Consider the following 26576-nt stretch of genomic DNA (forward strand, 5'->3'; position numbering starts at 1 on the left):
ATGGCACATCGCACTGACGAGTCGAACGAGCTGTCTCCCGCCAAGCGCATGCTGGTGGCGCTGGAGAAGATGCAGTCGCGGCTGAATGCCGTGGAGGGCGCCGCGAAGGAGCCCATTGCCATCGTGGGCATGGCGTGCCGCTTCCCGAAGGCGGACGACGTGGAGGCGTACTGGCGTCTGCTCGAAGGGGGCGTCGACGCCGTGCGGGAGATTCCGCTCGACCGTTGGCCTCGGGAGGACGTCTCCGGCCTCACGGAAGGCGCGATGCGCTGGGGCGGCTACCTGGACGCGGTCGACGGCTTCGACCCGGGCTTCTTCGGCATCTCCCCCCGCGAGGCCGTGCGGATGGACCCCCAGCAGCGCCTGCTGCTGGAGGTGGCGTGGGAGGCGCTCGAGGACGCGGGCCTGGACGTCGACAAGCTGTCGGGCAGCCGCAGCGGCGTCTTCATCGGCGCCTGCAATGACGACTACCACTGCATGCAGGTGGAGCAGCCGGAGACAGGTGACGCGTTCAGCGCCACGGGCGTTGCAGCCAGTGTCCTCTCCGGCCGCCTGTCCTATCTCTTCAATTTCCAGGGCCCGAGCCTGGTGGTGGACACGGCGTGCTCATCCTCGCTCGTGTCGCTCCATCTGGCCTGCCAGAGCCTGCGAGCGCGCGAGTGCAACATGGCGCTCGCTGGCGGCGTGAACCTGATTCTCTCGCCGCAGTCCGTGCAGCTCGTGGCCAAGCTCCAGGCGCTCGCGCCGGACGGCCGGAGCAAGGCGTTCGATGCCTCCGCCAACGGCTTCACGCGTGGCGAGGGCTGCGGCATCGTCGTGCTGAAGCGGCTGTCGGATGCGCTCGCGGACGGCGACCACATCCTGGCGACGATTCGCGGCTCGGCCATCAACCAGGATGGCAAGTCGACCGGGCTCACCACGCCCAACGTGCTCTCGCAGCAGGCCCTCATCCGCCAGGCGTTGGATAGCGCGGGGCTGAAGCCAGAGCAGGTGAGCTACGTGGAGGCGCATGGCACCGGGACGCCCATCGGTGACCCCATCGAGGTCGAGGCGCTGCGCGAGACGTACGGTGCGCCTCGCGCGGATGGTGGCGTGTGTGGCATCGGTTCGGTGAAGACGAACCTGGGACACCTGGAGTCCGCGGCGGGCGTAGCGGGCATCATGAAGGTCGTCCTCGCGATGCGTCACCAGCGCATCCCGGCGCATTTGCATCTCAAGCAGGTGAACCCGCGCATCCAGATGGAGGGCAGCGCGCTCACCATCCCCACGCGGCTCACCCTGTGGGAGACGGCCGCCGGACAGCCCCGCCGCGCGGGCGTCAGCTCGTTCGGCATCAGCGGCACCAACGCCCACGTCATCCTCGAAGAGGCGCCCGCTCCGGCGGCGAAGGATGCGCTGCCACAGCGGCCGGAGCTGTTGCCCCTGTCCGCGCGCAGCCGTGAAGCCCTCCAGTCCCTCGCGGAGCGTCATGCGAAGCGCCTGGACCGGGGTGGGGCGGCGAGCCTCTCTGACGTCTGCTACACGGCGTCGTCCCACCGCACGCATCACACCCACCGGCTCACGGTGCTGGCGGACGCTCCCGAGCGCACGGCGGAGCGGCTCCGGGCCTTCGCGCGAGGCGAGCTGCCCGAGGGTACCTGGACGGGCCGCAAGGCGTTCGGCGCGCGCCGGAAGCTCGTCTTCGTCTACCCGGGGCAGGGCGCGCAGCGGGCAGGTATGGGCCGGGCATTGATGGAGCAGGAGCCGGTGTTCCGGGACGCGCTCGTCCAGGTGGACCTGGCGCTGCGGCCCCAACTGGGCTGGAGCGTGCTCGACGAAATCGCCGCGGACGAGCAGCGCTCGCGCCTGGCGGAGATCGACATCAACCAGCCGGTCCTCTTCGCCGTCGAGGTGGCGCTGACAGCCCTGTGGCGCTCGTGGGGCATCGAGCCCGACGCGGTGATGGGGCACAGCATGGGCGAGGTCGTCGCCGCGCACGTCGCTGGCGCGCTGAGCCTGGCGGATGCCTGCCTCATCATCTGCCACCGCAGCAAGCTGATGCGGAGCCTGGGCGGCCGAGGCGCGACCATGGCGCTGGTCGAACTGTCGGTGGAGGAGGCAGAGGAGGCCATCCGTCCCTGGAGCGGCAAGCTCTGGCTGGGCGGACTGAATGGCCCCCGGTCGCAGGTGCTGTCGGGGGCGCCGGAAGCGGTCCAGGAGGCAGTCGCGGCGCTGGGGCAGCGCGGTGTCTTCACCCGCTGGGTGAAGATGGACGTGCCGTCGCATACGCCGTTGGTGGAGGTCATCAGCCGCGAGCTGGAGGGCCGCGTGGCGCGCATCTCCCCGCGTGCCGCGCAGGTGCCCGTCTGCTCCACGGTGACCGGTGAGTTCCTGGATGGCGCGAAGCTGGACGCCGCCCACTGGGGCAACAACCTCCGCCTCCCGGTGCGCTTCGAGGCCGCGACACGGCGGCTCCTGGCGAGCGAGCACTCCGCGTTCATCGAGGTGAGTCCGCACCCCGTGCTGCTCCCGGCCGTCGAGCAGACCCTGGGCACAGTAGATGCTGAGGGCGTGGTGCTGGCGTCCCTGCGGCGTGGAGAGGACGAACGGCACACGATGCTGTCCTCGCTGGGCGCCCTCTACGCGACGGGCCACCGCGTTGCGTGGAACCGGCTGTACCCGAGCAAGGGCCAGTTCGTGCCGCTGCCCACGTACCCCTGGCAGCGCGAGCGCTTCTGGATGGAGCCCGTGTCCCGTGCGGCGCGGACGTCGAGGTCCATCTCTGGGCATCCGCTCATCGGTGAGCGCATCGACCTGTCCGCTCAGGGGGATGTCTCCCGGCTGTGGCAGGTGCAGCTGGGTCCGAAGCACTTCCCGCTGCTGTCGGAGCATCGCGTCCAGGGCGTGCCCGCCTTGCCCGCAGCGGCCATGGCCGACATGGCGCTGAGCGCGGCCAGACAGGCGCTGGGGGCGCCCGTATCCCTGGAGGAGGTGAGCTTCAGCGCGCTCATGGCGTTCCCGGAGGACGAGGAGCGGGTGCTCCAGCTGTGGCTCTCCACGGAGCGTTCAGGGCCGCACGCGTTCCGGCTCTTCAGCGCGCCGGTGCTGCGGGAGACGCCGTCGGATGAGTTGAACTGGACGCTTCACGCGGAAGGCACCCTCCGCCAGGGCGACTCGTCTATCGCGGAGCCCGCCGGACTGGAGGCGTTGCGTGCGCGGCTGAGTATCCCGGTGTCGGTGGAGGCGCACTACCAGGGCCTTCGCGACATCGGCCTGGACTATGGCTCCAGCTATCGCGTCGTTACGGAGCTCTACCGCGCGGACGGTGAGGCGCTGGGCCGCGTGCAGCTCGCGGGCGAGCGGACGGCAGAGGACGCCCGGTACAGCCTGCACCCCGCGTTGCTCGACGGTTGCTTCCAGGTCCTGGCGGCGGCGTTGGGAGGCGTGGACGGCGAAGGCGGCGTGTATGTCCCTTCGTCCTTCTCCCGGCTGCGCGCCCTGGCTCCGGCGGAGGCCGCGCTCTGGAGTCACGTCCGCATCGTCAATGGGGCCGCTTCGGGGGCGAGCGCCATCGAGTGCGACGTCACCCTCCTGGATGACCAGGGACGGGTGGTGGCGGAGGTGCAGCGGCTGGTCTGCAAGAAGGTCTTCGCGGCCAGCAAGCCCGTCGATGAAGTGGACCGCTGGACGTACTCCGTTCAGTGGCAGCCGCAGCCTCGCGTGGCTCGGGAGGATGCCGTGGCTGGGCGGGGGGCGGGCCGGTGGCTCGTCTTCGCGGATGCGCGTGGCGTCGGACAGTCCTTGGCCCGGGAGCTCGCGGAGCACGCCGAGGGCAGCGTCGTGGTGGAGGCGGGGGCTGCCTACGCGCGGCTCTCCGAAGACCACTACCGCGTCAACCCGTCGCGCCTGGAGGACTTCCAGGCGCTCCTCCGAGACGCCTTCAGCGAGCAGTCGCCGTGCAAGGGCATGGTGCACCTGTACGGGCTCGACGTGGCGTCCAGCGTGGCGGAGCCAGAGGCCTTCGAGCAGGCCGTGACGCTGAGCGGAACCAGCGTGGTGTCCCTGCTCCAGGCGTGGGCCCAGCGGGGCTGGCGCGACGCACCGCGCCTGTGGCTGGTGACGTCGGGCCTGCACGTCCTCGCCCGGGATTCGGCGCCGGGTGCTTCGGCGGCCGCGCCTCTCGCGGGCCTCGCGGCAGTCATCACCCATGAGCACCCGGAGCTGCGCTGCGCTCATGTGGACCTGAGCGCGCAGCCGTCCCCTGAGGAAGTCACGTCGCTGGCTGCGGAGCTCCTCGCGGACAGCGCGGAGGACCGGATTGCGCTGCGCGGAAGTCAGCGCCACGTTGCCCGGTTGGGGCGGGGTGTCGCTGGTGGGAAGGCGACGGAGCCCCGTGTGCTCTCGGCGGAGGGGACGTACCTCATCACCGGCGGCCTGGGCGGGCTCGGGCTGGAAGTAGCGAAGTGGCTCATCCAGCGGGGCGCCCGGCACCTGGCGCTCACCGGCCGGAGCGCGCCCACCGACGAGGCGAACCGGACGCTGGGCGAACTCCGGACGAGCGGCGCCGATGTGCGCGTCTACGCGGCGGACGTCACCCTCGCCGCCGACGTGACGCGCCTTCTGGCTTCGATGGATGCGGAGCTGCCGCCGCTGCGCGGCATCGTCCACGCGGCGGGTGTCATCGCCGACGGTGTGCTCGCGCAGCTCGACGCCGAGCGGCTTCGCACGGTGCTGGCTCCGAAGGTCCAGGGCGCGTGGAATCTGCATGCCCAGACGCTGGGCCGTCCGTTGGACTTCTTCGTGATGTTCTCTTCCGCCGCGTCGATGCTCGGCTCGCCGGGACAGGGCAACTACGCGGCGGCCAACGCCTTCATGGATGTGCTCGCGCACCACCGGCGTGCGGCGGGACTCCCCGCGTTGAGCGTCAACTGGGGCCCTTGGGCCGAAGTGGGCCTGGCCGCGGTGGCGACGAACCGGGGCGACCGCCTGGCCTTGCGCGGCGTGGGCAACATGCCGCCAGCGCAAGCCCTGGATGCGCTGGGGCGCCTGCTGGCGAAGGAGGCCGCGCAGGTGGCCGTGGTGCCGCTCGACCTGCGGCAGTGGCGTGAGTTCTACCTGAGCGCGGCGCAGTCGCCCTTCCTCTCCGCGCTGATGCAGGAACGGGTGAGCACGCCGGCTTCGCGCAAGGGGACCGCGCGGGAGATGCTCGCGGCGGCGGAGCCTTCTCAGCGGCGAGGACTGCTGGAGGGCTACCTGCGCGAGCAACTGGGACGCATCCTCCGCATGGAGCCGGCGCGCATCGACCCCGAGCAGCCGTTTGGCGACCTCGGGATGGACAGCCTGACCGGACTGGAGCTGCGCAACCGGCTCGAGTCCGGGCTGAAGCTCACGCTGTCCGCGACGCTGGCCTATGCCTATCCCACGGTGCGGACGCTGACGGCGCACCTGTTCGGCAAGCTGGAGCCCGTCCTCGACGCCGAGTCGCGCGTCACGGTGCGTCCGGTGGTGAAGGAGGCGCAGGTTGTTCCGGCGGTGGGGACGACGGCGCAGGGCCCCGAGCTGCTCGCCATCGTCGGCATGGGCTGCCGCTTCCCGGGCGGCGCGAATGACCCGGAGGCGTACTGGCGGCTGCTGAGTGGAGGCGTGGACGCAGTCCGTGAGGTGCCCGCCGACCGCTGGAAGAGCAGCACGGACGCGGCGGAGCACAAGGGCACGCGCTGGGGCGGCTTCCTGGACCGGGTGGATGGCTTCGACCCGGAGTTCTTCGGGATTGCGCCACGCGAGGCCGTGGCAATGGACCCGCAGCAGCGCTTGCTGCTCGAGGTCGCGTGGGAGGCGCTGGAAGACGCCGGCCTGCCGAAGGCGCGCTTGTCGGGCACTCGGACGGGCGTCTTCGTCGGCGTCTGCGGCAATGACTACGCGATGCTCCAGGCGGAGCGCGACGTGGAGGGCGACGTCTACTCGGTCATCGGCTGCTCCAACAGCGTGATTGCCGGGCGGCTCTCGTACCTGCTGGACCTGCGGGGGCCGGCCATGTCGGTGGACACGGCTTGTTCGTCCTCGCTGGTGGCCCTGCACCTGGCCGGCCAGAGTCTGCGCAACCGCGAGTGCGACGCGGCGCTCGTGGGCGGCGTCAACCTGCTCCTGTCGCAGCGGCCCAGTTCCTGGCTCTCCAAGCTGACGGCGCTGTCTCCGGATGGGCGCTGCCGGACCTTCGACTCGCGGGCGAATGGCTTTGTCCGGGGGGAGGGCTGCGGCGTCGTGGTGCTGAAGCGGCTCTCCGATGCGCTGGCCAGCGGAGACAACGTCCTGGGCGTGATTCGCGCATCGGCGGTGAACCAGGATGGCGGCTCCACCGGCCTGACGACGCCCAACGTCCTGTCGCAGCAGGCCCTGATTCGTGAGGCACTGACAGCGGCCCAGGTGTCGCCCAAGGACATTGGCTACATCGAAGCCCACGGCACCGGCACGCCGCTCGGCGACCCGATAGAGGTGGAGGCCCTTCGGGAGACGTATGGCCACCGGCGCGAGGATGACTCGCGCTGCTTCCTCGGCTCCGCGAAGACGAACATCGGTCATCTGGAGGCAGCGGCCGGCATGGCGGGCCTCATCAAGGTGCTCCTCGCGCTCCGGCATGAGGCCATTCCGAAGCACCTGCACTTCAAGGCACTCAACCCTCGCATCTCCATCGAGGACACGCCCTTCGCCATCCCGACGCAGCAACAGCCGTGGCCCGTCTCCCAGCGGCGCCGTTACGCGGCGGTGAGTTCCTTCGGCATCAGCGGGACGAACGCGCACGTGATTGTCGAAGAGGCACCCGCGTCTTCGCCCGTGCCCGAGGCCACCCAGACCGCCGCGCGGCTGCTCACACTGTCCGCGAGGAGCGAGGGCGCGCTGCGAGCCCTGGTCCGCTCGTACCACGCACTCCTGGATCAACCTCGGGACGTGGCGCCGCGGCTCGAAGACCTGGCCTACACCGCGGCGCTGCGGCGCAACCCCCACGAACACCGGCTCGCGGTGGCCGGTCGTACGGCGGAGGAGTGGGGCGAACAGCTCCTGGCGTTCCTCGAAGGCGGGGCACCACCGTACCTGACGACGGGCGTCGCGGAGGGGCGCCGGGAACAGGTCGTCTTCGTCTTCGGAGGCCAGGGCTCCCAGTGGCAGGGCATGGGGCGTGACCTCTTTGCGAACAACGGAGATTTCGCCGCCGCGTTGCGTGACGTGGACGCGGCGCTGGCTCCGCACACCCGGAACTCCATCATCGACGCGCTGATGGCGGACGGGCCCGAGTCCCGTCTGGAGGAGACGGAGGTGGCCCAGCCCGCCATCTTCGCCATCCAGGTCGCGCTCGCGGCCGCATGGCGTGCACTGGGCGTCGTCCCGTCCGCGGTCGTGGGGCACAGCGTGGGCGAGGTGGCCGCAGCGCATGTGGCTGGAGCGCTGAGCCTGTCTGAGGCCGCTCGGCTGGTGGCGCACCGCAGCCGCATCATGCAGAAGGCGACGGGGCAGGGCCGCATGGCCTCCGTCGAACTGTCGCCCGACGAGGCTCAGCGCGAGCTGGCGCCCTACGCGGGCCGGCTGTCGGTGGGTGCCATCAACGACGCCCGGAGCGTCGTCTTGTCGGGTGAACCGGCGGCGCTCGGAGCGGTGCTCGAAACACTGCGTGCGCGAGGTGTCGCCACGAGAGACCTGGGCGTCAACTACGCCTTCCACAGCCACCAGATGGCACCGCTCCAGGCCGAGCTGACCCAGGTACTGGGCCACATCGAAACGCGGCCGGCGTCCGTCACGATGTTCTCCACGGTGAGTGGCGAGGCCATCGACGGCACGGCACTCGACGCGGCGTACTGGGCGCGCAACGTCGGAGAGCCCGTGCGGTTCTCAGCGGCGGTGGCAGCGTTGCTGGAGCAAGGGCACCGGCTCTTCGTCGAGCTGGGGCCTCAGCCCGCGCTCGGCCGGTACGTGGAGCAGGCGCTGCGACGCCGTGAGCTGGAAGGCGCGGCGGTGCCGTCACTGCGCAAGGGGCGGGCTGGCCAGACGGTGATGCTGGGCGCGCTGGGCGGGCTCCACGTGAAGGGCTACCCCGTGGAGTGGAGTCGGCTCTTCCCGGAGGGAGGCCGTCTCGCGTCGCTGCCGCTCTACCCGTGGCAGCGCTCGCGGTACTGGATTGACGATGCGCCCGTGAAGACGCTGCCCCGGGACTCCGTGGCCCGGAGCACGGACACGTCGGGTGTCCAAAGTCCGGGTGGCTGGGTCTACGACATCACCTGGCACGCGCGTGAGCGGGGGGCGCCTTCGCCGCGTGCGCCCAGGGGCGAGGGAGCCTGGCTCGTCTTCGGGAACCGTGAGGGCGTCGGTGCCGCGCTGGCGGCCCATCTGGAAGCCCTGGGCGAACCGTGCTGGCTTGTCGTCCCCGGGGAGGTCGCGGCCGTCGAAGGCCAGAAGGTGCGCTCCATCCACCCGGACAACGCGGAGCACTACGCGCAATTGCTCCAGGACGTGGGCCCGGTGAAGGCCGTGGTTCACCTGTGGGGCGCGGATACCGTGTCCGGCGCGGAGCCCACACTCGCGGAGGTGGAGTCCGCGCAGAAACGAGGCGTCCACGCGGCGCTGCGGCTGGTGCAGGCGCTGGTGAAGTCACCGTCCGCGAGTGGCGCCCGGTTGTGGCTGTGTACGCGGGGGACCCAGCCGGTGGGCAACGTCACGAGCGGCTCGCCCGTACAGGCTCCGCTGTGGGGCCTGGGCCGTGTCCTGGCGCTGGAGCACCCGGAGGTCTGGGGCGGCCTGCTGGACCTGGACCCCGCCGCGCCGGAGGGCGAGGTGGAAGCGCTGTGGCGCGAGCTGTCCGGAGCGGATGGCGAGGACCAGGCGGCTCTCCGCGATGGCACCCGTCACGTGGCTCGGCTGGTTCCCTCGGCGCCTGCGGTTGGCGATGCCCGCCTCACGCTTCGCGCGGATGCGACGTACCTCGTCACGGGCGGCCTGGGCGGATTGGGACTCCACGTGGCACGCTGGCTCGTCTCCCAGGGCGCGCGGCACCTCGTGCTGCTGGGCCGGAAGGGACTGCCGAGCCGCGACGCGTGGGCCGCCATTCCCCGCGACCATGATGTGGGCCGGCAGGTCTCCGCCATCGAGGCCATGGAAGCGGAGGGCGCCGTCATCCAGGCCCTCAGCGCGGATGTGGCGGATGCGGCGCGCATGTCGGAGGTCATCGACGCCGTCCAGCGGGGACCGGCCCCGCTGAAGGGCGTCATTCACGCCGCGGGAGTCTCCACGCAGGTATCGCTGGAGGCCATGGATGAGGCGGCGCTCGCCTCCATCCTGCGCCCGAAGGTGGCGGGTGGCTGGGTATTGCACCAGCTCACGCAGGGGCTGGACCTGGACTTCACCGTCTACTTCTCGTCGGGCTCGGCCGTGTGGGGCTCGGCGCAGATGGGGCATTACGCCGCGGGTAATCAGTTCCTCGATGCGCTGGCGCACCACCGCCGCGCGCGGGGCCAGCATGCGCTGAGCATCAACTGGGGGCCGTGGGCGGCCGAAGGCATGGTCGCCGAGGACGGACTGCGCTGGTTCGAGCGCATCGGCGTGCGCGGTGTCACCGTGGAGGGCGGGCTCCAGTTGCTCGGAGGGCTGCTCGCCATGGACGTGACGCAGCGGAGTGTGGCGCAGATTGACTGGAGCCTCTTCAAGTCCGTGTACGAGTCGCGGGCGCCCCGGCCGCTCCTCGAGGTGCTCGGTGCTCCCTCCATGCCCACGCCGGTGGAACCGGTGGACGGCAGCGAGACGCTGGCGCAGTTGCGCAACGCCACGCCCGCGCGGCGCAAGGAGTTGGTGACGTCGTGGGTGCGTGAGGAGGTGGCCCGAGTGCTGGGCTTCGCCTCCAGCGCGGCGGTGAAGCTGGAGCAGGGCTTCTTCGACACGGGCATGGATTCCATCACCGCCGTGGAGCTTCGTCGGCGGCTGGTGGCGCGCTTCGGTGTCCAGGTCCCGTCCACCATCGCCTTCGACCGTCCGACCGTCCTGGCCCTCTCCACGTATCTGCTCAAGGACGTGCTCCGGCTGGAGGTGGAGGCGAAGGAGGAGACCGGCCGCGTCGTCAGCAGCGCGACGGAGCCCATTGCCATCATCGGCATGGGTTGCCGTGTCCCACAGGCCTCCGGCCCGGACGCCTTCTGGAAGCTGCTGGAGGGGGGCGTGGATGCCATCCGCGAGGTCCCCGCCTCGCGCTGGAAGGTAGACGACTACTACGACGCGCGGCCGGGCGTCCCTGGCAAGACGTACACGCGCTGGGGCGGCTTCCTGGACGACGCCGACCAGTTCGACGCCCAGTTCTTCGGGATTGCGCCTCGCGAGGCCTCGAACATGGACCCACAGCAGCGTCTGCTGCTGGAGGTCGCCTGGGAGTCGTTGGAGCACGCGGGACTCGCGCCCGCGCGGCTGGCCAACACCAAGACGGGGGTGTTCGTCGGCATCGGCAGCAACGAGTACGCGATGCTCAACGGCGTGGGGAGCGCGTCGGCGGCGGGTGACGCCTATATCGCCACCGGCAACGACGCGAGCTTCGCCGCGGGCCGACTGGCCTACCTGCTCCGCTTCCAGGGGCCGGCGATGAGCCTCAACACGGCGTGCTCGTCGTCACTGGTGGCCGTGCACCTCGCCTGCCAGGCCCTGCGCGGTGGCGAGGCCAACCTGGCGCTGGCGGGTGGCGTCAACATGACGCTCGCGCCGCACTCCACCATCTACCTGGCGCAACTCCGGGCCCTGTCCGCGGACGGCCGGTGCAAGACGTTCGACGAATCCGCCGACGGCTACGTGCGCAGCGAAGGCTGCGGCATGGTCGTCCTCAAGCGCCTGTCGGACGCGAAGCGGGATGGCGATGACATCCTCGCCGTCATCCGTGGCTCGGCCGTCAATCACGATGGTCCGAGCAGCGCGCTCACCGTGCCGAACGGGGACGCCCAGCAGCAGGTCCTCCGCGCCGCCCTGGCCAACGCGAACGTCGCGCCCTCGGACGTGGACTACATCGAGGCGCATGGCACGGGCACGTCGCTCGGCGACCCCATCGAGGTCCGCGCCGTGGCCAACGTGCTCGGCGAGGGGCGCACGCCCGAGCAGCGGCTGCTGATGGGCTCGGTGAAGACCAGCATTGGCCACCTGGAGGCCGCGGCGGGCATCGCCGGGCTCATCAAGGTCGTCCTGGCGCACCGGCACGGCGTGATTCCGCCGCACCTGCACCTCAAGAACCTCAACTCGCACATCGAGCTGAACGGCTTCCCGCTGGATATCCCGACGCAAGTCACCGCCTGGCCGGAGCGGGCGCGTCCACGAATCGCCGGCATCAGCGCCTTCGGCTTGAGCGGTACCAACGCGCACATCCTCGTGGAGGAGGCGCCCCGGCCGGAGCCCGCCAAGGCGCAGGCCGAGCGCGGCGCGCAGGTGCTCGCGCTGTCGGCGAAGACGAAGGGGGCGCTCGCGCAACTCGCGGTCCGAGTCGGGGAGCACCTCGCCCAGCGGCCAGAGCTGTCGCTCGCGGATGTCGCCCACGCGGCGAACACCCAGCGCACGTCGTTCTCTCACCGCATGGCGCTCGTGGTGGAGACGGCGGAGCAGGCCCGGGAGCGGCTGCAGGCTTTCGCCCGAGGGGAGGAAGTACCTCGGCTGGCCCAGCACCGATTCGAGGGGGAGGAGCCCAAGGTCGTCTTCGTCTTCACGGGACAGGGCGCGCAGTACGCGGGCATGGGCCGTGAGTTGTACGAAACGGAGCCTGTCTTCCGCGCGGCCCTGGACCGGTGCAATGCCCTGCTCGAGGGGGAGTGGAGCGACTCACTCCTCTCCGTGATGCACGGGGCGGATGCGCGCATCGACGACACCGGGTACACGCAGCCGGCGCTCTTCGCGCTGGAGTACGCCCTGGCGGAGCTGTGGCGCTCCTGGGGCGTCGAGCCCTGGGCGGTGCTGGGGCACAGCGTGGGGGAGTACGTGGCCGCGTGTGTGGCGGGGGTGCTGGAACTCGAGGACGCGCTCCGGCTCATCACCAGGCGCGCGCGGCTCATGCAGGAGCTGCCTCGCAATGGGGAGATGGTGTCAATCACGGCGAGCGAGGCGGTCGTCGCGCAGGCGCTGACTCCGTACGCGGACCGGGTGTCGATTGCCGCGGTCAACGGGCCCGCGGACACCGTCATCGCGGGCGAGCGTGAGGCAGTGGAGGCCCTCTCCGCCGCGTTCCAGACGCAGGGCCTCAAGGCCCGGCGGCTCACCGTGTCCCACGCGTTCCACTCGCCGCTGATGGAGCCGATGCTGGATGCGTTCGAGAAGGCGGCGGGACACCTCACCTTCCGGGTGCCGCGCATCCACCTGGCGTCCAACGTCACGGGGCAGGTGCTTGAGGAGGGCACGGTGCTCGACGCCGGGTACTTCCGCCGCCACGTCCGAGAGGCCGTGCGCTTCCACGACGGACTCAAGGCGCTGCGGGCATTGGGGGGAACCGTCTTCGTCGAGGTCGGCCCGCATCCGACGCTCACGGGCATGGCGCTCAAGGGCCTTGGGGACGACGCGGGTACCTGGCTGCCGTCGCTGCGCAAGGGACAGCCCGAGCAGGCGCAGATTCTCTCCAGCCTGGCCGCGCTCTACACCCAGGGCGTGGATGTGGATTGGAGCGCGCTGAATGGCGAGCGCCACCGCACCCGTGTCGCGCTGCCCGTCTACCCGTGGCAGCACCAGCGACACTGGCTGGATGCCCCCAAGACGCCCCGCACGGTCTCGACGCTCACCACCGCGCAGGCGCTCGTCGGTCAGCGGGTGCGCTCGCCCTTGAGCAAGTCGCTGGTCTTCGAGGGACGCTACAGCGCGCAGTCGCTGCCGTTCCTGGAGGACCACCGGCTCTACGGCACCATCGTCGTGCCCGGCTCGTGCCACATCGCGCGCATCATCGCGACGGCGGCGCAGTCATTCGGCGCGGGGCCGTACACCATCGAGAAGTGCGTCTTCTCGCAGCCCATCGTGCTCGCGGACGACGAGGAGCAGCTCGTCCAGCTCGTGCTCGCGCCCAAGGGACAGGGCCGGTACGACTTCGAGCTCTACAGCCTCTCCGCCACCGCCGACGAGGAGACCGAGGGATGGCTGCTGAATGGCACGGGAACGCTGGTGGTGGGGGACGGCCCCGCACGTCCCGCGCTCCTCTCGCGGAAGGACATCGAGGCCCGCTGCGCGCGTCAGCTCGACGGAGGGCTCTACGAGCGCAACTGGGACATCGGCTTCAACCTGGGGCACGCGTTCCGCTGGATTGAGCGCATCCACAGTGGGGGCCGCGAGGCGCTGTGTCAGATGCGCCTGCCCACGGACCTGGATGACCGGAACCTGTACGTCCACCCGGGGCTGGTCGACTCGTTCCTGCAGGCGATGGGAACGGACCTCATCCGCGAGGACGCGATGCTGAGCACCGTCTACGTCCCCATCTCCGTGGAACGCTTCCGCTTCCACGCGCAGCCGACCGGCTCCGTCTGGGCCTACGCCGTGCGACGGGACGCGGAGGAGGCGGTGGGCGAGGTCATCACCGGCGACGTCTGGGTGGTCGACGCGGATGGTCAGGTGCTCATCGAGATTGAGGGGCTGAAGCACAAGCGAGCGCCGCGAGAGGCCCTGATGGCGGTGCTGCGCCACGGCCAGCGGGACTCCCTCTACGAACTGGGCTGGAAGCCGCAGCCCGTGCCCGAGGCTTCGCCCGAAGCCGGCCGCTGGATTGTGTTCGCCGACACCTCGGGCACCGCGGAGGCGCTCGCGGAGCGCATCCTGAAGCAAGGCGGCCGCCCGGTGCTGGTCCATCCGGGAGCGTCGTTCGTCCGTCATGGTGAAGGGCGCTTCACGCTGGATGCCCAGCGGCCCGAGGACTACGCGCGGCTGCTCCAGGAGGCGGTGCTTCCCGGCGAGTCCCTGGGCGGCATCGTCCACCTCTGGGCGCTGCGTGGGCCCGGTGGCGAGGATGTGGATGCCCTGCGAGAGGCGCACCAGTTGGGAGCGGGCAGCGCGCTGTCCCTGGCCCAGGCGCTGGCGAACTCCGCCTTCACCGCGCGCATCTGGTGGGTGACGCGGGGCGCTCGCGCGCTCGACACGCGTCCCACGCCGCTGGCGATGGAGCAGGTCCCCCTCTGGGGCCTGGGCGCCGTCTTCTCGCAGGAGCACCCCGAGCTGGCTGGCGCGCTCATCGACCTGGAGCCCTCTGTGCTGGGTGACGAGGCCGCCGCCATCTGGCGCGAGCTGGGCGCCACCGACGGTGAGCGGCAGGTGGTGATTCGCGAAGGGCAACGGCACGTGGCCCGCCTTCGCGCCTCGCGGGACGTGGCGCGGACGGAGTTGCCGCGCCTGAACCCCGAGGCGAGCTACCTGCTCACGGGCGGGCTTGGCGGCCTGGGCCTCGCGCTGGCCGGGTGGATGGTGGAACAGGGCGCCAGGAACCTGGTGCTCATCGGGCGCGGCGGCCCCAGGCCGGAAGCGCAAGAGGCCATCCGCGCGCTGGAGACGGCGGGCGCGAGGGTGGTCGTGCTCCAGGCGGACGTGTCGAAGCAGGAGGACGTCCGTCGCACCTTGGATGAAGCGGAGAAGCTGGCGCCTCTGCGCGGCGTGGTCCACGCGGCGGGCGTGCTGGATGACGGCGTCCTCCTGCAACAGGACTGGAAGCGGTTCACCCGCGTGCTCGCGCCCAAGGTGGACGGGGCGTGGCACCTGCACACGTTGACGCAGGGCAAACCGCTCGACTTCTTCGTCCTGTACTCGTCGGCGTCGTCCCTGCTGGGCGCGCCGGGGCAGGGAAGCTACGCGGCGGCCAATGCCTTCCTGGACGCGCTGGCGCATCACCGGCGTGCCCTGGGACTTCCGGCGCTGAGCATCAACTGGGGGCCCTGGGCCGAGGTGGGCATGGCCGCGGAGCTCGCGTCCCGCTACCAGGCACAAGGTGTGGAAGCCTTCACCCCGGCCGAGGCGCTGAAGGCCTTCGGCAAGGCCTTCAGCCGTGCGCAGCCGCAACTCACCCTGTTGCAGGTTCAGTGGTCGCGCTACCTGGCGCAGTTCCCACGGGGGGCGGCGCCCACGCTGCTCGCCGACGTGGCAGGGCAGGTGCGTGCCGAGCCCGAGGCGGACGGCCCGTCGGCCTCGGAGTTGCGGCGCCGGCTCGACACCGCGGAACCCCGCCAGCGCATGGCGCTGCTGCTGGAGCACGTCCTGGACGCGGCGGTGAGGGTGCTCGGTCTGGATGCATCCACGCCGCTGGAGCCACGGCAGCGGCTGTTCGAAGTGGGCATGGATTCGTTGATGGCGCTGGAGTTGCGCAACCGGCTGCAGAAGACAGTCGGTGCGTCGCTGCCTTCGACGCTCGTCTTCGACTACCCGACGGCGGAGGCCATCGCGGCCTACCTGCTGGGCGAAGTCTTCGGCCAGGAGCCGCAGCCGGCCGAGGAAGGACAGGGAGCGGCTCAGGACACGGCGCTTCTCGAACGAATCATGGAGCTGTCGCCGGATGAGCTTGCCGCCTCGCTCGAAGCGAAGCTCGCCGCACTGATGGAAGAAGGAACATGAGCAACCCGCCAAAGTCAGCTGAGCCCTCCGCGTTGCAGCGCGCCGCGTTGCTCGTGGAGAAGATGCAGGCCCGCCTCGATGCGGTGGAGCGCGCCCGGACCGAGCCCATCGCCGTCATCGGCATGGGTTGCCGTTTCCCCGGTGGCGCCGTCGATGGACCGTCGTACTGGCGGATCCTTCGAGACGGCGTGGATGCGCTGCGCGAGGTGCCCGAGTCCCGCTGGGACGTGCAGGGCTACTTCGACGCGACGCGCGGGATGCCGGGAAAGATGTACGGCATCCGCGGTGGCTTCCTCGATGACGTGGAGCACTTCGACGCCGAGTTCTTCGGCATCGCGCCGCGCGAAGCGGCGAGCCTGGACCCACAGCAGCGCATTGCCCTGGAAGTGGCGTGGGAGGCCCTGGAGAACGCGGGCGTGGCCCCTGGTCAGCTCATGGGCAGCAAGACGGGCGTCTTCATGGGCGTGATGTCTAGCGACTACATGGCACGCCTGCTCAAGGAAGACGACGCGATCCGCTTCGACGGGTACATGGCGACGGGCAACGGCTACAGCTTCGTCCCGGGGCGAATCTCCTACGTGCTGGGCCTGCAGGGGCCGTGCATGCCGGTCGACACGGCGTGCTCGTCGTCACTGGTGTCGCTCCACCTGGCCTGCGAGAGCCTCCGGCGCGGCGAGTCCAATCTCGCGCTCGCGGGCGGCGTCAATCTCATCCTGTCCCCTGAGACGACGATTTGCCTTTGCAGCATGCAGGCGCTCGCGAGCGACGGCCGCTGCAAGACCTTCGATGCGGCGGCCGACGGATACGTGCGCGGGGAGGGCTGCGGCATCCTCGTGCTCAAGCGACTATCGGACGCACAGCGCGATGGTGACGACATCCGCGCGTTGATTCGTGGCTCCGCCGTCAATCATGACGGAGCCAGTGGCGGACTGACGGTGCCCAACGGACCGTCGCAGCAAGCCGTCGTGTCGAAGGCGCTGGAGAACGCGCGCGTTCCGCCGGCCCTCGTGGGCTACATCGAAGCCCACGGCACGGGCACTCCGCTGGGCGACCCCATAGAACTCCGGGCGTTGGGGGCCGTGCTGGGCAAGGGACGTCCGGAGGACCGGCCCTTCTTCATCGGCTCGGTGAAGACGAACATCGGCCACCTGGAGCCAGCGGCCGGAATCGCCGGCGTCATCAAGACGATTCTGTCGCTCCAGCACCGGGAGATACCGCCGCACCTGCACTTCCACACGCCCAATCCCCACGTGGAATGGGACCGCATCCCCGCGCGTGTCCCCGTCGAGCGAATCCCCTGGCCGGCCCATGAGGGGCGGCGCATCGCGGGGGTGAGCTCCTTCGGACTGAGTGGCATCAACGCGCACGTGGTGCTGGAGGAAGCCCCCGCGCCCGCGGCCACGCCCGCCGCTTCCGAGGTCGATACCGCGCAGCTCGTCGTCCTGTCCGCCAAGACGGCGCCAGCGCTGGCCGACCTGGCCCGGACGTGGAGCACGTTCCTGAAGCGCGAGGACGTGGGAACGCTCGCGGACCTCAGCTACACGGCGGCCCTGTGCCGCACGCACCATGACCACCGGCTCGCGCTCGCGGCGAAGTCCCCCCAGGAGCTGATCGCGCAGCTCGACGCGTTCGCCGCCGGAGAGAGCCACCCCGGTCTGTCCGTGGGGCGCCGGAGCAACAGCCAGAAGGTGGTCTTTGTGTTCCCCGGCCAGGGCTCGCAGTGGCTCGGCATGGGACGGCAGCTGTACGCCCAGGACACGACCTTCCGTGAGGCCATCGACCGGTGCCACGATGCACTGGGCCACTACACGGACTGGTCGCTGCGCGAGCTGTTGACGAACCCCGGTCAGCAGCCGCGCTGGAATGACATCGACGTCATCCAACCGACGCTGTTCGCCTTGCAGGTGTCGCTCGCGGCGGTGTGGCGTTCACTGGGCCTGGAGCCGCACGCGGTGGTGGGGCACAGCATGGGCGAGGTCGCCGCGGCCCACGTCGCGGGGGCGCTGTCGCTGGACGACGCCGCGCGCATCATCTGCGAGCGCAGCAAGCTGCTCCGGCGGGTCAGCGGCAAGGGTGCCATGGCGGTGGTGGACCTCTCGCGCGAACAGGCCGAGGCGGAGATTCGGGGCGCGGAGGACCGGATTGCCATCGCCGTCAGCAACGGCCCGAAGGCCACGGTGCTCTCGGGGGACCCGGCGGCGTTGAAGGAGGTGTTGGAGCGCCTGGAGAAGCGCGAGGTCTTCTGCCGTTGGGTGAAGGTGGACGTGGCGTCCCACAGCCCACAGATGGACCCGCTTCGGCAGGACTTGCTGGAGCGGATGGCCGGCATCCGTCCTACGGGGAGCACGGTGCCGCTCTACTCGACGGTGACAGGCGCCCCCATCGACGGCCGGGAGCTGAGCGCCGCGTATTGGGTGCGCAACCTGCGGCAGCCCGTGCTGTTCGCGGACGCGGTGCAGCGTCTCATCCAGGACGGGAACGTCCTGTTCATCGAGCTGAGCCCGCATCCCATCCTGGTGCCCTTCGTGGACGCGATGCTGCGGGAAGGCGACGCCTCCGGCCGAGGCCTGGTCGTCCCGAGCCTCCTCCGGGAACAGGAGGAGTGGCCGTCGCTGCTCGCATCTCTGGGCGCGCTGGCCACCCGAGTGGACCGCGTGGATTGGCTCCGGCTGCATCCGGACAAGCGGCGGCGCGTCGCACTGCCGGCGTATCCCTGGCAGCGGGAACGGCACTGGCTGGAGCTGGGGCCCACGCGTGCAGCGCGAGGCCGCTTCGTGCGCTCGGGGGGCCATCCGCTCCTGGGCACTTCGTTCACGACCTCCGTGCAGCAGGAGACCCGCTTCTGGGAATCCACACTGAGCGCGAGCGAGCCCCCGTTCCTCGCGGACCATCGCGTGGCGGGCTCGGTGGTGGTGCCGGGCGCGGCCTATCTGGAGATGGCGCTGTCCGCGGCGCATGCGATGTCGGGAGGCACCGCGTACGAGCTGGCCGACACCTCCTTCAAAGAGGGCCTGCTCCTGCCCGAGGGCCAGGAGCGCACCGTCCAACTGGCGCTGCACGGTGAGCAGGGCCGCACCCTGACGTTCCAGCTTTCGAGCCAGAAGGCGGAAGCGACGGGGTGGATGACCCACGTCGTGGGCCGGATCCACCTCTTGGAAGCAGGGCACGCGGGGCACGCGCCCGAGTCATTGGAGGCCATCCGCGAGCGCTGCCCCGACGTCCTGACCCAGGCGGCGCATTACGAGACGCTGGCACGCAACGGCGTGGCCTACGGGCCCGCGTTCCAGGGCGTGCAGCAGGTCTGGCGAGGGCGAGGGGAGGCGCTCGGCCACCTCCGCCTGCCGGAGTCATTGGCCGCGCGGGCCTCGACGTATCGAATCCATCCCGCGTTGCTCGACGCCTGCTTCCAGTTGGTGTCCGCGGCGGTGCCTCCGGAGGACGTGCCTCAGGACGTGGGCCCCGCCGTCCCGGTGGCGCTTGAGAACCTGCGGCTTCACGCACCGTCCACGACCGAGGGCTTCTGCCACGTCCGGATGCGGACACCCGAGGGCACGCGCCGGGGCGTCTACGAGTTCGACCTCGTGCTGCGCGATGCGTCCGGCACGCTGCTGCTGGAGGCGCTGGGTCTGCGGGTTCAGCAACTGGATGCTCCCGTGGCGGATGCGGAGGGCAGGGACCTCTACTTCGCCCAGGCGTGGCGCCATGTCCCCTCCGTCGATCAGCTCCCTGCACAGGGAACTGAGGCGGGCGGACGTTGGTTGCTCATCACGGATGGCAGCGAGCTGGCGGACACGGTGGAGTCACGGCTCCGCGCGCGCCAGGGTGAAGTCACCCGTATCGATCTGGGTGGCTCCAAGCCGGGCCGCCGGACCGTGGACGTGGCGTCGCCGATGGCCTTCGATGAGGTGCTGGCGGAGACGTTCGGCAAGGGGGCCGCTGCGCGCGGCGTGATTCACCTGACGGGCCTGGAATCGGGCGACGTGGACCCGTTGATGGGCTGCGGCGGCGTGCTGCACCTCGTGCAGGGGCTCTCCCGGATGGGCCTGTCGAGTCCGCCACGTCTGTGGATGGTCACGAAGGGGGTCCACCATGGTTCGGACAGCCGCTCCGCTTCGGACGTCGTGCAGGCGCCGCTGTGGGGCTTGGGGCGCACGCTCGCGCAGGAGCACGCCGAGCTGAAGTGCACACGGGTGGATGTGTCCGCGGTCATGCGCATCGAGGACGCCACCGGCGCGCTGGTGCGCGAGCTGCTCGTGGCGGACGCGGAGGAGGAAATCTCCCTCCGCCCTGATGGGCGACATGTCGGCCGCATCGTTCGTGGCACACCCGGCAGGGCCGCCCATGAGGCCGTCGTCCCCGCCGAGGGCCAGTCCTTCCGGGTCGAGCGTGATGCTCAAGGGCGCCAGGAGTATCGATCCGCGGCCCGCCGTCCGCCGGGGCCTGGAGAGGTCGAACTCGAAGTCGAAGTGGCGGCGCGTCCGGGGCTCGGCGGTGCGTCGAGCCCGGAGCGCTGGGACGAAGAAGGTGCCACCGCATGCAGTGGGCGCATCGTGGCGGTGGGAGAGGGCGTGAAGGACGTCACCGTGGGCGAGGAGCGCATCGCGCTCGTGACGTCGGGCCTCGGGTCACACCTGTGCGTGCCCGTTGGGCACACCGCGCCGCGTCCGCCCTCGTCGTCGCATGAAGAGGCCGCGGCGCTGGCCGCGACCGTGCTGCCTGTCTGGTACGGCCTGTTCCACCTGGGACGTGTGGAGAAGCGAAACCGTGTGTGGGTCCTCGGTGCCTCGAGCGGACTCGGGCGAACGGCCATCCAGTTGGCACGGCGCATGGGAGCGGAGGTCTTCGCCGAAGCCGCGACGGATGACCAGCGGGCCGCCCTGCTGGAACTCGGCGCCGCCCACGTCGTGGACCCTACGGACGCCTCATTCGCCACGGGGCTGCTGGATACGACGGGAGGCCGAGGGCTGGACCTGGCCGTCATCGCGCCGGGTGCTGTCGGCCTCAATCCGAGCCTCGCCGTGCTGGCGGAGGGGGCTCGCGTCATCGACTTGCGAGGGACGTCCGAAGCGCCCTCGGCCGGGGATGCGAACGTCGCGTGGTGCGTGGTTGACGTGCACACCCTCGCGCGCAGCAAGCCCGACCGGTTCGCCCGGCTGTGGCGCGAGGTGAAGGACGCCTTCGAGGCCGGGGGCCTGCCCTCCTCCGTGGAGGAGGTGAGCACGATCAACCTGAATCATCTCAGGGCACGCGTGGTGGTGCCGGCCACGGGGGCTCGGCGACTCCGCGCGGATGGGATGTACCTGGTGACGGGTGGCCTGGGCGGACTGGGCTTCGCGGTGGCGAAGTGGATGGTGGAGCAGGGCGCACGGCACCTCGTCCTCCTTGGGCGTGACACCACGTTGACGCCAGCGCAACAGGCGGACGTGGCCACGCTCGAAGCGGCGGGAGCGCGCGTGCGGGTGATGGGGGCGGATGTGTCCGACCGGCCTCAGCTTGCCCGGGTGCTCGCGGAGATTGCCGAGGGCGGCACACCGCTGCGAGGCGTCGTCCACGCGGCGGGTGTGCTGGATGACGGCGTCCTGTTGCAGCAGTCGGTGGAGCGCTTCCGCCGGGTGATGGCGCCCAAGGTCCTTGGTGGTTGGAACCTACATGTCCTGACCCGCGACCTGCCGCTCGACTTCTTCGTGCTGTACTCGTCGGCGGCCTCCCTGTTCGGTGCACCAGGACAGGGGAACTACGTCGCGGCCAATGCCTTCCTCGACGCGCTGGCCCATCACCGCCGGGTGCTGGGGCTGCCGGGCCTGAGCATCAACTGGGGACCCTTCTCCGAGGTCGGTCTGGCCGCAGCGCAGTCGAACCGGGGAGAGCGCCTGGCGCAGCGGGGCTCCGACAGCCTGACGCCCGCGGAAGGCAACGCCATCCTGGGCCGGCTGTTGGATGGCGACGTGACGCAGATGGCGGTCATGCCGCTCGACCTCCGCAAGTGGGTGGAGTTCTATCCGCGAGCGAAGTCCTCGCCATGGCTGTCGGAGCTCGTCCCGGCCAGTGCGGGGGAGGGCGCGCAGGCCGCCAGGGATGTTGCGCTGCTTGAAGCCTTGCGGACGGCGACACCTCGGGACGCGCGGGTGGCGCTGGAGAAGTTCGTTCGCGAGCAACTGGGCCGAGTGCTCCGGCTCGACTCCGCGCGCATCGACGCCGAAGCGCCGCTCCAAGGCTTCGGACTCGACTCGCTGATGGGGCTCGAGTTGCGCAACCGGCTGGCGTCGGGACTGGGGCTGTCGCTCCCGGCGTCACTGATTTGGAAGCACCCGACGCTGGATGCGCTCTGTGCGCATCTCCAGAGTGAAGTCATGGATCGCGCCCTGGTCGAGACGCTCGCAATCCAGGCAGAGGCGGCCGCAACCAACGACAACGAGGTCTTCGTCCTATGAGTGTACGGGAGCTGTTGGGCACCCTCGCGGCCAGGGGCGTTCGCCTGCGTGCCGACGGTGACAAGCTGGTGGTGGAGGCGGGCAAGGCCGTCCTCACGCCGGAGCTGCGGACCGAGCTGGCGGCGAACAAGGCCGACATCCTCGCGTTCCTGCGCAAGCACACCGCGCGCGACGAGGTGGGCAGCGGCCCTGAGCAGCCCATCACGAGGCCCCAGGTCATCCCGCTGTCCAGCGGGCAGGAGCGGCTCTGGTTCCTGGACCGGCTGTCACCGGGCACCGCGCAGTACAACGTCCACCTGGGGCTGCGGGTACACGGCGCGCTGGACACGGTGGCGCTGCGCCGGAGCCTGGACGAGCTGGTCCGCCGGCACGAGGTCCTCCGGACGTCCTTCCCGGAGGTGGACGGAAGTCCAAGGCAGGTCATCGCATCGCCCGAAGTGGGCGCGGCGCTGAGCGTTGTGGAGGTGCGGGGGCTGACGGAGGCGCAGCGTGACGAAGAGGTCCAACGGCGCTCGGAGGCCCTGGCCCAGCAGCCTTTCGACCTGGCCCAGGGCCCCCTGTTCCGCGTGACGCTGGTGTCCCTGGACTCCGACGACTCCGCGCTCTTCGTGACGAAGCACCACATCATCACGGATGGCTGGTCGCTCGGCGTCTTCGTCCGGGAGCTGTCGGCGCTCTACGCGTCTTTCGTACGGGGACAGGCCGCGGCCCTGCCACCCGTGTCCATGCAGTTCGCCGAGTCGGCCCTGCGTGAGCAGGCATGGTTGGCGGGGGCCGCTGGCGCCGGGGAGCGGGCCTTCTGGAAGGAGAAGCTCCAGGGACTGCCGCCGCTTCAGCTCCCCGTGGACCGTGGTGTCTCCAGCGCCAGCAGCCACCGAGGTGCGATCGTGCCCGTGGCCTTCTCGCCCGGGTTGAGCGAGGCGCTGCGCGAGCTCGGCCAACGTGAAGGGTGCAGCCTCTTCATGGTGCTCTACGCCGCGTTCGCCGCGCTCCTGCACCGCTACTCGGGGCAGCTCGACTTTGGCGTGGGGACGGTGACCGCGAACCGGGGGAGCGTGCCGCCGGACCTCATCGGCTTCATCGCCAACACGCTCGTGCTCCGGAGTGACGTGTCCGGGGACCCGACCTTTTCGCAGTGGCTGGCCCGGGCGCGCAAGACGGTGCTCGACGCCCAGGACCACCAGGCGCTGCCCTTCAGCGAAGTGGTGAAGGCGGTCGGCGCATCGCGTGAGGGCGGGCTCAACCCGCTGGTGCGTGCCTGCTTCACGCTGGAGAACATCCCCGCACCCACGCTGGACCTGCCCGGGACGCGCTGGTCATTCCTGGGCGGTGCCCCCGACGGCAGCGTGGAAGGCGTCGCCAAGTTCGAGCTGTCCCTCATCCTGGCCTCCGGCGAACAGGGACTGGCTGGCATGCTCGAATACTCGCGCGAACTCTTCGACGCCTCGACGGCGGAGCGGATGGTGGGCCACCTCCAGGTGTTGTTGGCGGCCGTCGTCGCGAAGCCAGAGACGCCACTGTCAAAGCTGCCCGTGCTGTCGATGGAAGAGCGGACGCGGCTGCTCACGGCCTGGAACGGCCCGGTGCTCGGCGTCCCGGCGCTGTGCATGCACGAACTCATCCAGGCCCAGGTGGAGCGGACGCCGAACGCCGTGGCCGTGGTGAGCGGAACGCGGACGCTGACCTACGCCGAGCTCAACCGCCGGGCCAACCAACTGGCCCATCACCTGCGGCGGCTGGGCGTGCGGCCCGAGGCGCGCGTGGGTCTCTGCGTCGAGCGGACGGAGGACCTCGTCATCGGCCTGCTGGCCATCCTCAAGGCCGGCGGCGCCTACGTGCCACTGGACCCCGCCTACCCGAAGGAGCGGCTGGCGCTCATCCTCGAGGACGCGCAGGTACCCGTGCTGCTCACGCAGCAGCGGCTGCTCCCGGAGCTTCCCGCCACCGAGGCACGCGTGGTGTGCCTGGATGCGGAAGCCGCCGCCCTCGGCGCCGAGCCGGAGGTGAACCCTGGGCGTGTCACGACGCCCGATTCGCTCGCGTATCTCATCTACACCTCGGGCTCCACCGGCAAGCCCAAGGGCGTGATGATTGACCACCGGAACGCCGTGGCCTTCTTGCAGTGGGCCCAGAGTGTCTTCTCGCCGGAGTCGTTGGCGGGGACGCTGGCGTCGACGTCCATCTGCTTCGACCTGTCCGTCTTCGAAATCTTCACGCCCCTGTGCTGTGGGGCGAAGGTCATCGTCGCGAAGAACGCGCTGGAGCTGCCCGAGCTGCCCGCGGCGAAGGATGTGACGCTCGTCAACACCGTGCCCTCGGCGATGGGCGCGCTGCTGCGAGGGGGTGGGGTGCCGGCGTCGGTCACCATCGTCAATCTGGCGGGCGAGGCGCTGGCGGGAGCGCTGGTCGACTCCATCTACGCCCTGGGCCACGTGAGAGATGTCTTCAACCTCTACGGCCCGAGCGAGACGACGACCTATTCCACGTTCACCCGTGTGAACCGGGGCGAGACGCCGACCATCGGCCGGCCCGTTGGAAACACCCAGGTCTACGTGCTGGATGCGAACCGGGAACCCATGCCCGTGGGGGTGCCGGGCGAAGTCTTCATCGGCGGGCATGGTGTCGCCCGGGGCTACCTGGGCCGGACGGAGCTGACGGCGGAGCGGTTCGTCACGTCTCCCTTCGCCGGAGACGCGGGCGCGCACTTGTACCGGACAGGGGACCTGGCGCGGTGGCTGCCGGACGGGCAACTCGAATACCTGGGCCGGATGGACCACCAGGTGAAGCTCCGCGGCTTCCGCATCGAGCTGGGTGAGATTGGCGCGGCGCTGCAGGATCACCCAGGCATCCGCGATGCGGTCGTCGTCGTGCGAGAAGGCCCGGGCGCGGACAAGCAGTTGGTGGCGTATGTGGTGGGCCGCGACGGGAATGCCCCCGCGCCGGGTGAGCTGCGCGACCACCTCAAGTCCCGGCTGCCCGAGTACATGGTGCCCTTCGTGTTCGTGAGCCTGGAGGCCTTGCCGCTCACGCCGAACGGGAAGGTGGACCGCGCCGCGCTCCCCGCGCCGGAGCGTGTGGGCTCCGGGACGGCGAAGGCCCACGTCGCGCCGAGAACGCCTGGGGAAGCCACGCTGGCGGACATCTGGCGTCAGGTGCTCGGGGTGGAGCAGGTGGGCGTGCACGACCACTTCTTTGAGCTCGGAGGCCACTCGCTGCTGCTCTACCGGGTGCTCGTCCTCGCGCGGGCAGCGTCGGGCGCGGACATCCCGCTGAGGGCCCTGTTGCAGTCGCCGACGCTGGAAGAGATGGCGCGCACCATCGAGGCCGCGAAGACGGGCTCGCTGCCGGTCCATGACGTGGTGGCGGAGCTGGAGGCGGACGCGGTGCTGGAGGCCGGGCTGCTGCCGGGAATGGCGCTTCCGCCCACCTCCGGGCCCGCGTGCGCCGTGCTGCTGACGGGCGCCACGGGCTTCCTCGGCGCATTCCTGCTCGAGGAGCTCTGCCGGAAGACGCAGGCGCGCATCCATTGCCTGGTCCGCTCCAAGTCGGAGCAGGAGGGGATGCAGCGGATTCGCAAGAACCTGGAGAGCTACTCGCTGTGGCGCGAAGACCTGGCGCCGCGAATCGTCCCTGTCCGAGGGGACATCGGCCAGCCCCTGCTGGGCCTGTCGGAAGCGGAGTTCCAGCGGCTGTCGGAGGAGGTGGACGCCGTCTACCACAACGGTGCGCTCGTCAATTTCATCTATCCCTATGAGTCGATGCGCGCCGCGAACGTGCTCGGCACGCGGGAGATTCTCCGCCTGTGCATGCGCACGCGCATCAAGCCGCTGCACTATGTCTCCACGGTGTCGGTGTTGCCGGTGGGGCGCCAGCTTCCCTTCCGCGAGGATGAGCCGCTGGAAGCGGCTGCGAGCCTGGTGGGCGGTTATGCCCAGAGCAAGTGGGTGGCGGAGAAGCTCGTGCGTGAGGCCTCGCAGCGAGGACTCCCCGTGACGATTCACCGGCCGGGGAGGGTGACGGGGCACAGCCGGACGGGGGCGTGGAACACGGATGACTTGGTGTGCAGGACCCTCAAGGGCTGCGTCCAACTGGGGAGTGCACCCAGCGTGGACGCGCTGCTGGACGTGACGCCGGTGGACTACGTGAGCAGCGCCATCGTGGACCTGTCCCTGCGCCCCGAGTCCCTTGGTCAGACCTTCCACCTGGTCAACCCGCAGTTCGTCCGAGCGGACGAAATGTGGAGCCACATGCGAGCTTTTGGCTACGGGCTGCGTGTGCTCCCCTATGACGAGTGGCTCGCGGAGCTCGGCCTCGCGGCGCCGTCCGACCGTGAGCTGGGAGACCTGCTCCTGTTCCTCCAGCAGGTGCCGCCCGAGGACCGAAGCGTGGGTGGGCCGCGCATGGTGGTCTGCGACAGCGGGCACACGCTGAAGGCGCTGGGAGGAACAGGGACGTCGTGTCCGTCCGTGGATGCCACGTTGATTTCGACGTACCTCTCCTCCCTGGTGCAACGCGGCTTCCTGGCCGCGCCCGCTGGGCGGTAGGCTTGAATGAAATGGCCATCCGCGCGAGAGGAGAGACCTCACGCGGATGGTCTGT

Annotated in this window: 3 protein-coding genes; all 3 read left to right on the top strand. The window is 70.4% G+C overall.

Annotation, left to right across the window (positions count from 1 at the left end):
• Genes F8M74_RS15310 through F8M74_RS15320 form a run of 3 tightly spaced genes read left to right on the top strand, consistent with a single transcriptional unit; the run spans nucleotide 1 to nucleotide 26521 of the window.
• Nucleotides 1-15546, top strand: coding sequence for a type I polyketide synthase (locus F8M74_RS15310; RefSeq protein ID WP_141253197.1), 15546 nt, complete (start codon nucleotides 1-3; stop codon nucleotides 15544-15546).
• Complete coding sequence (locus F8M74_RS15315) at nucleotides 15543-21977, top strand: type I polyketide synthase (RefSeq protein WP_141253198.1); 6435 nt, start codon at nucleotides 15543-15545, stop codon at nucleotides 21975-21977. Before F8M74_RS15310 ends, F8M74_RS15315 begins: the two co-directional genes overlap by 4 nt.
• Entirely contained in the window at nucleotides 21974-26521 is a 4548-nt protein-coding gene (locus tag F8M74_RS15320; RefSeq protein ID WP_141253199.1) for a non-ribosomal peptide synthetase, read from the top strand. Before F8M74_RS15315 ends, F8M74_RS15320 begins: the two co-directional genes overlap by 4 nt.
• Nucleotides 26522-26576: the final 55 nt, after the last annotated feature.

This window comes from Myxococcus sp. CA023, assembly GCF_010998615.1.
Lineage (GTDB): Bacteria > Myxococcota > Myxococcia > Myxococcales > Myxococcaceae > Myxococcus.

Excerpts from the sequence above, each read along its gene's own strand:
- F8M74_RS15320 (WP_141253199.1), top strand. The coding sequence starts at position 21,974 with ATGAGTGTACGGGAGCTGTTGGGCACCCTCGCGGCCAGGGGCGTTCGC.
- F8M74_RS15310 (WP_141253197.1), top strand. The coding sequence starts at position 1 with ATGGCACATCGCACTGACGAGTCGAACGAGCTGTCTCCCGCCAAGCGC.
- F8M74_RS15315 (WP_141253198.1), top strand. The coding sequence starts at position 15,543 with ATGAGCAACCCGCCAAAGTCAGCTGAGCCCTCCGCGTTGCAGCGCGCC.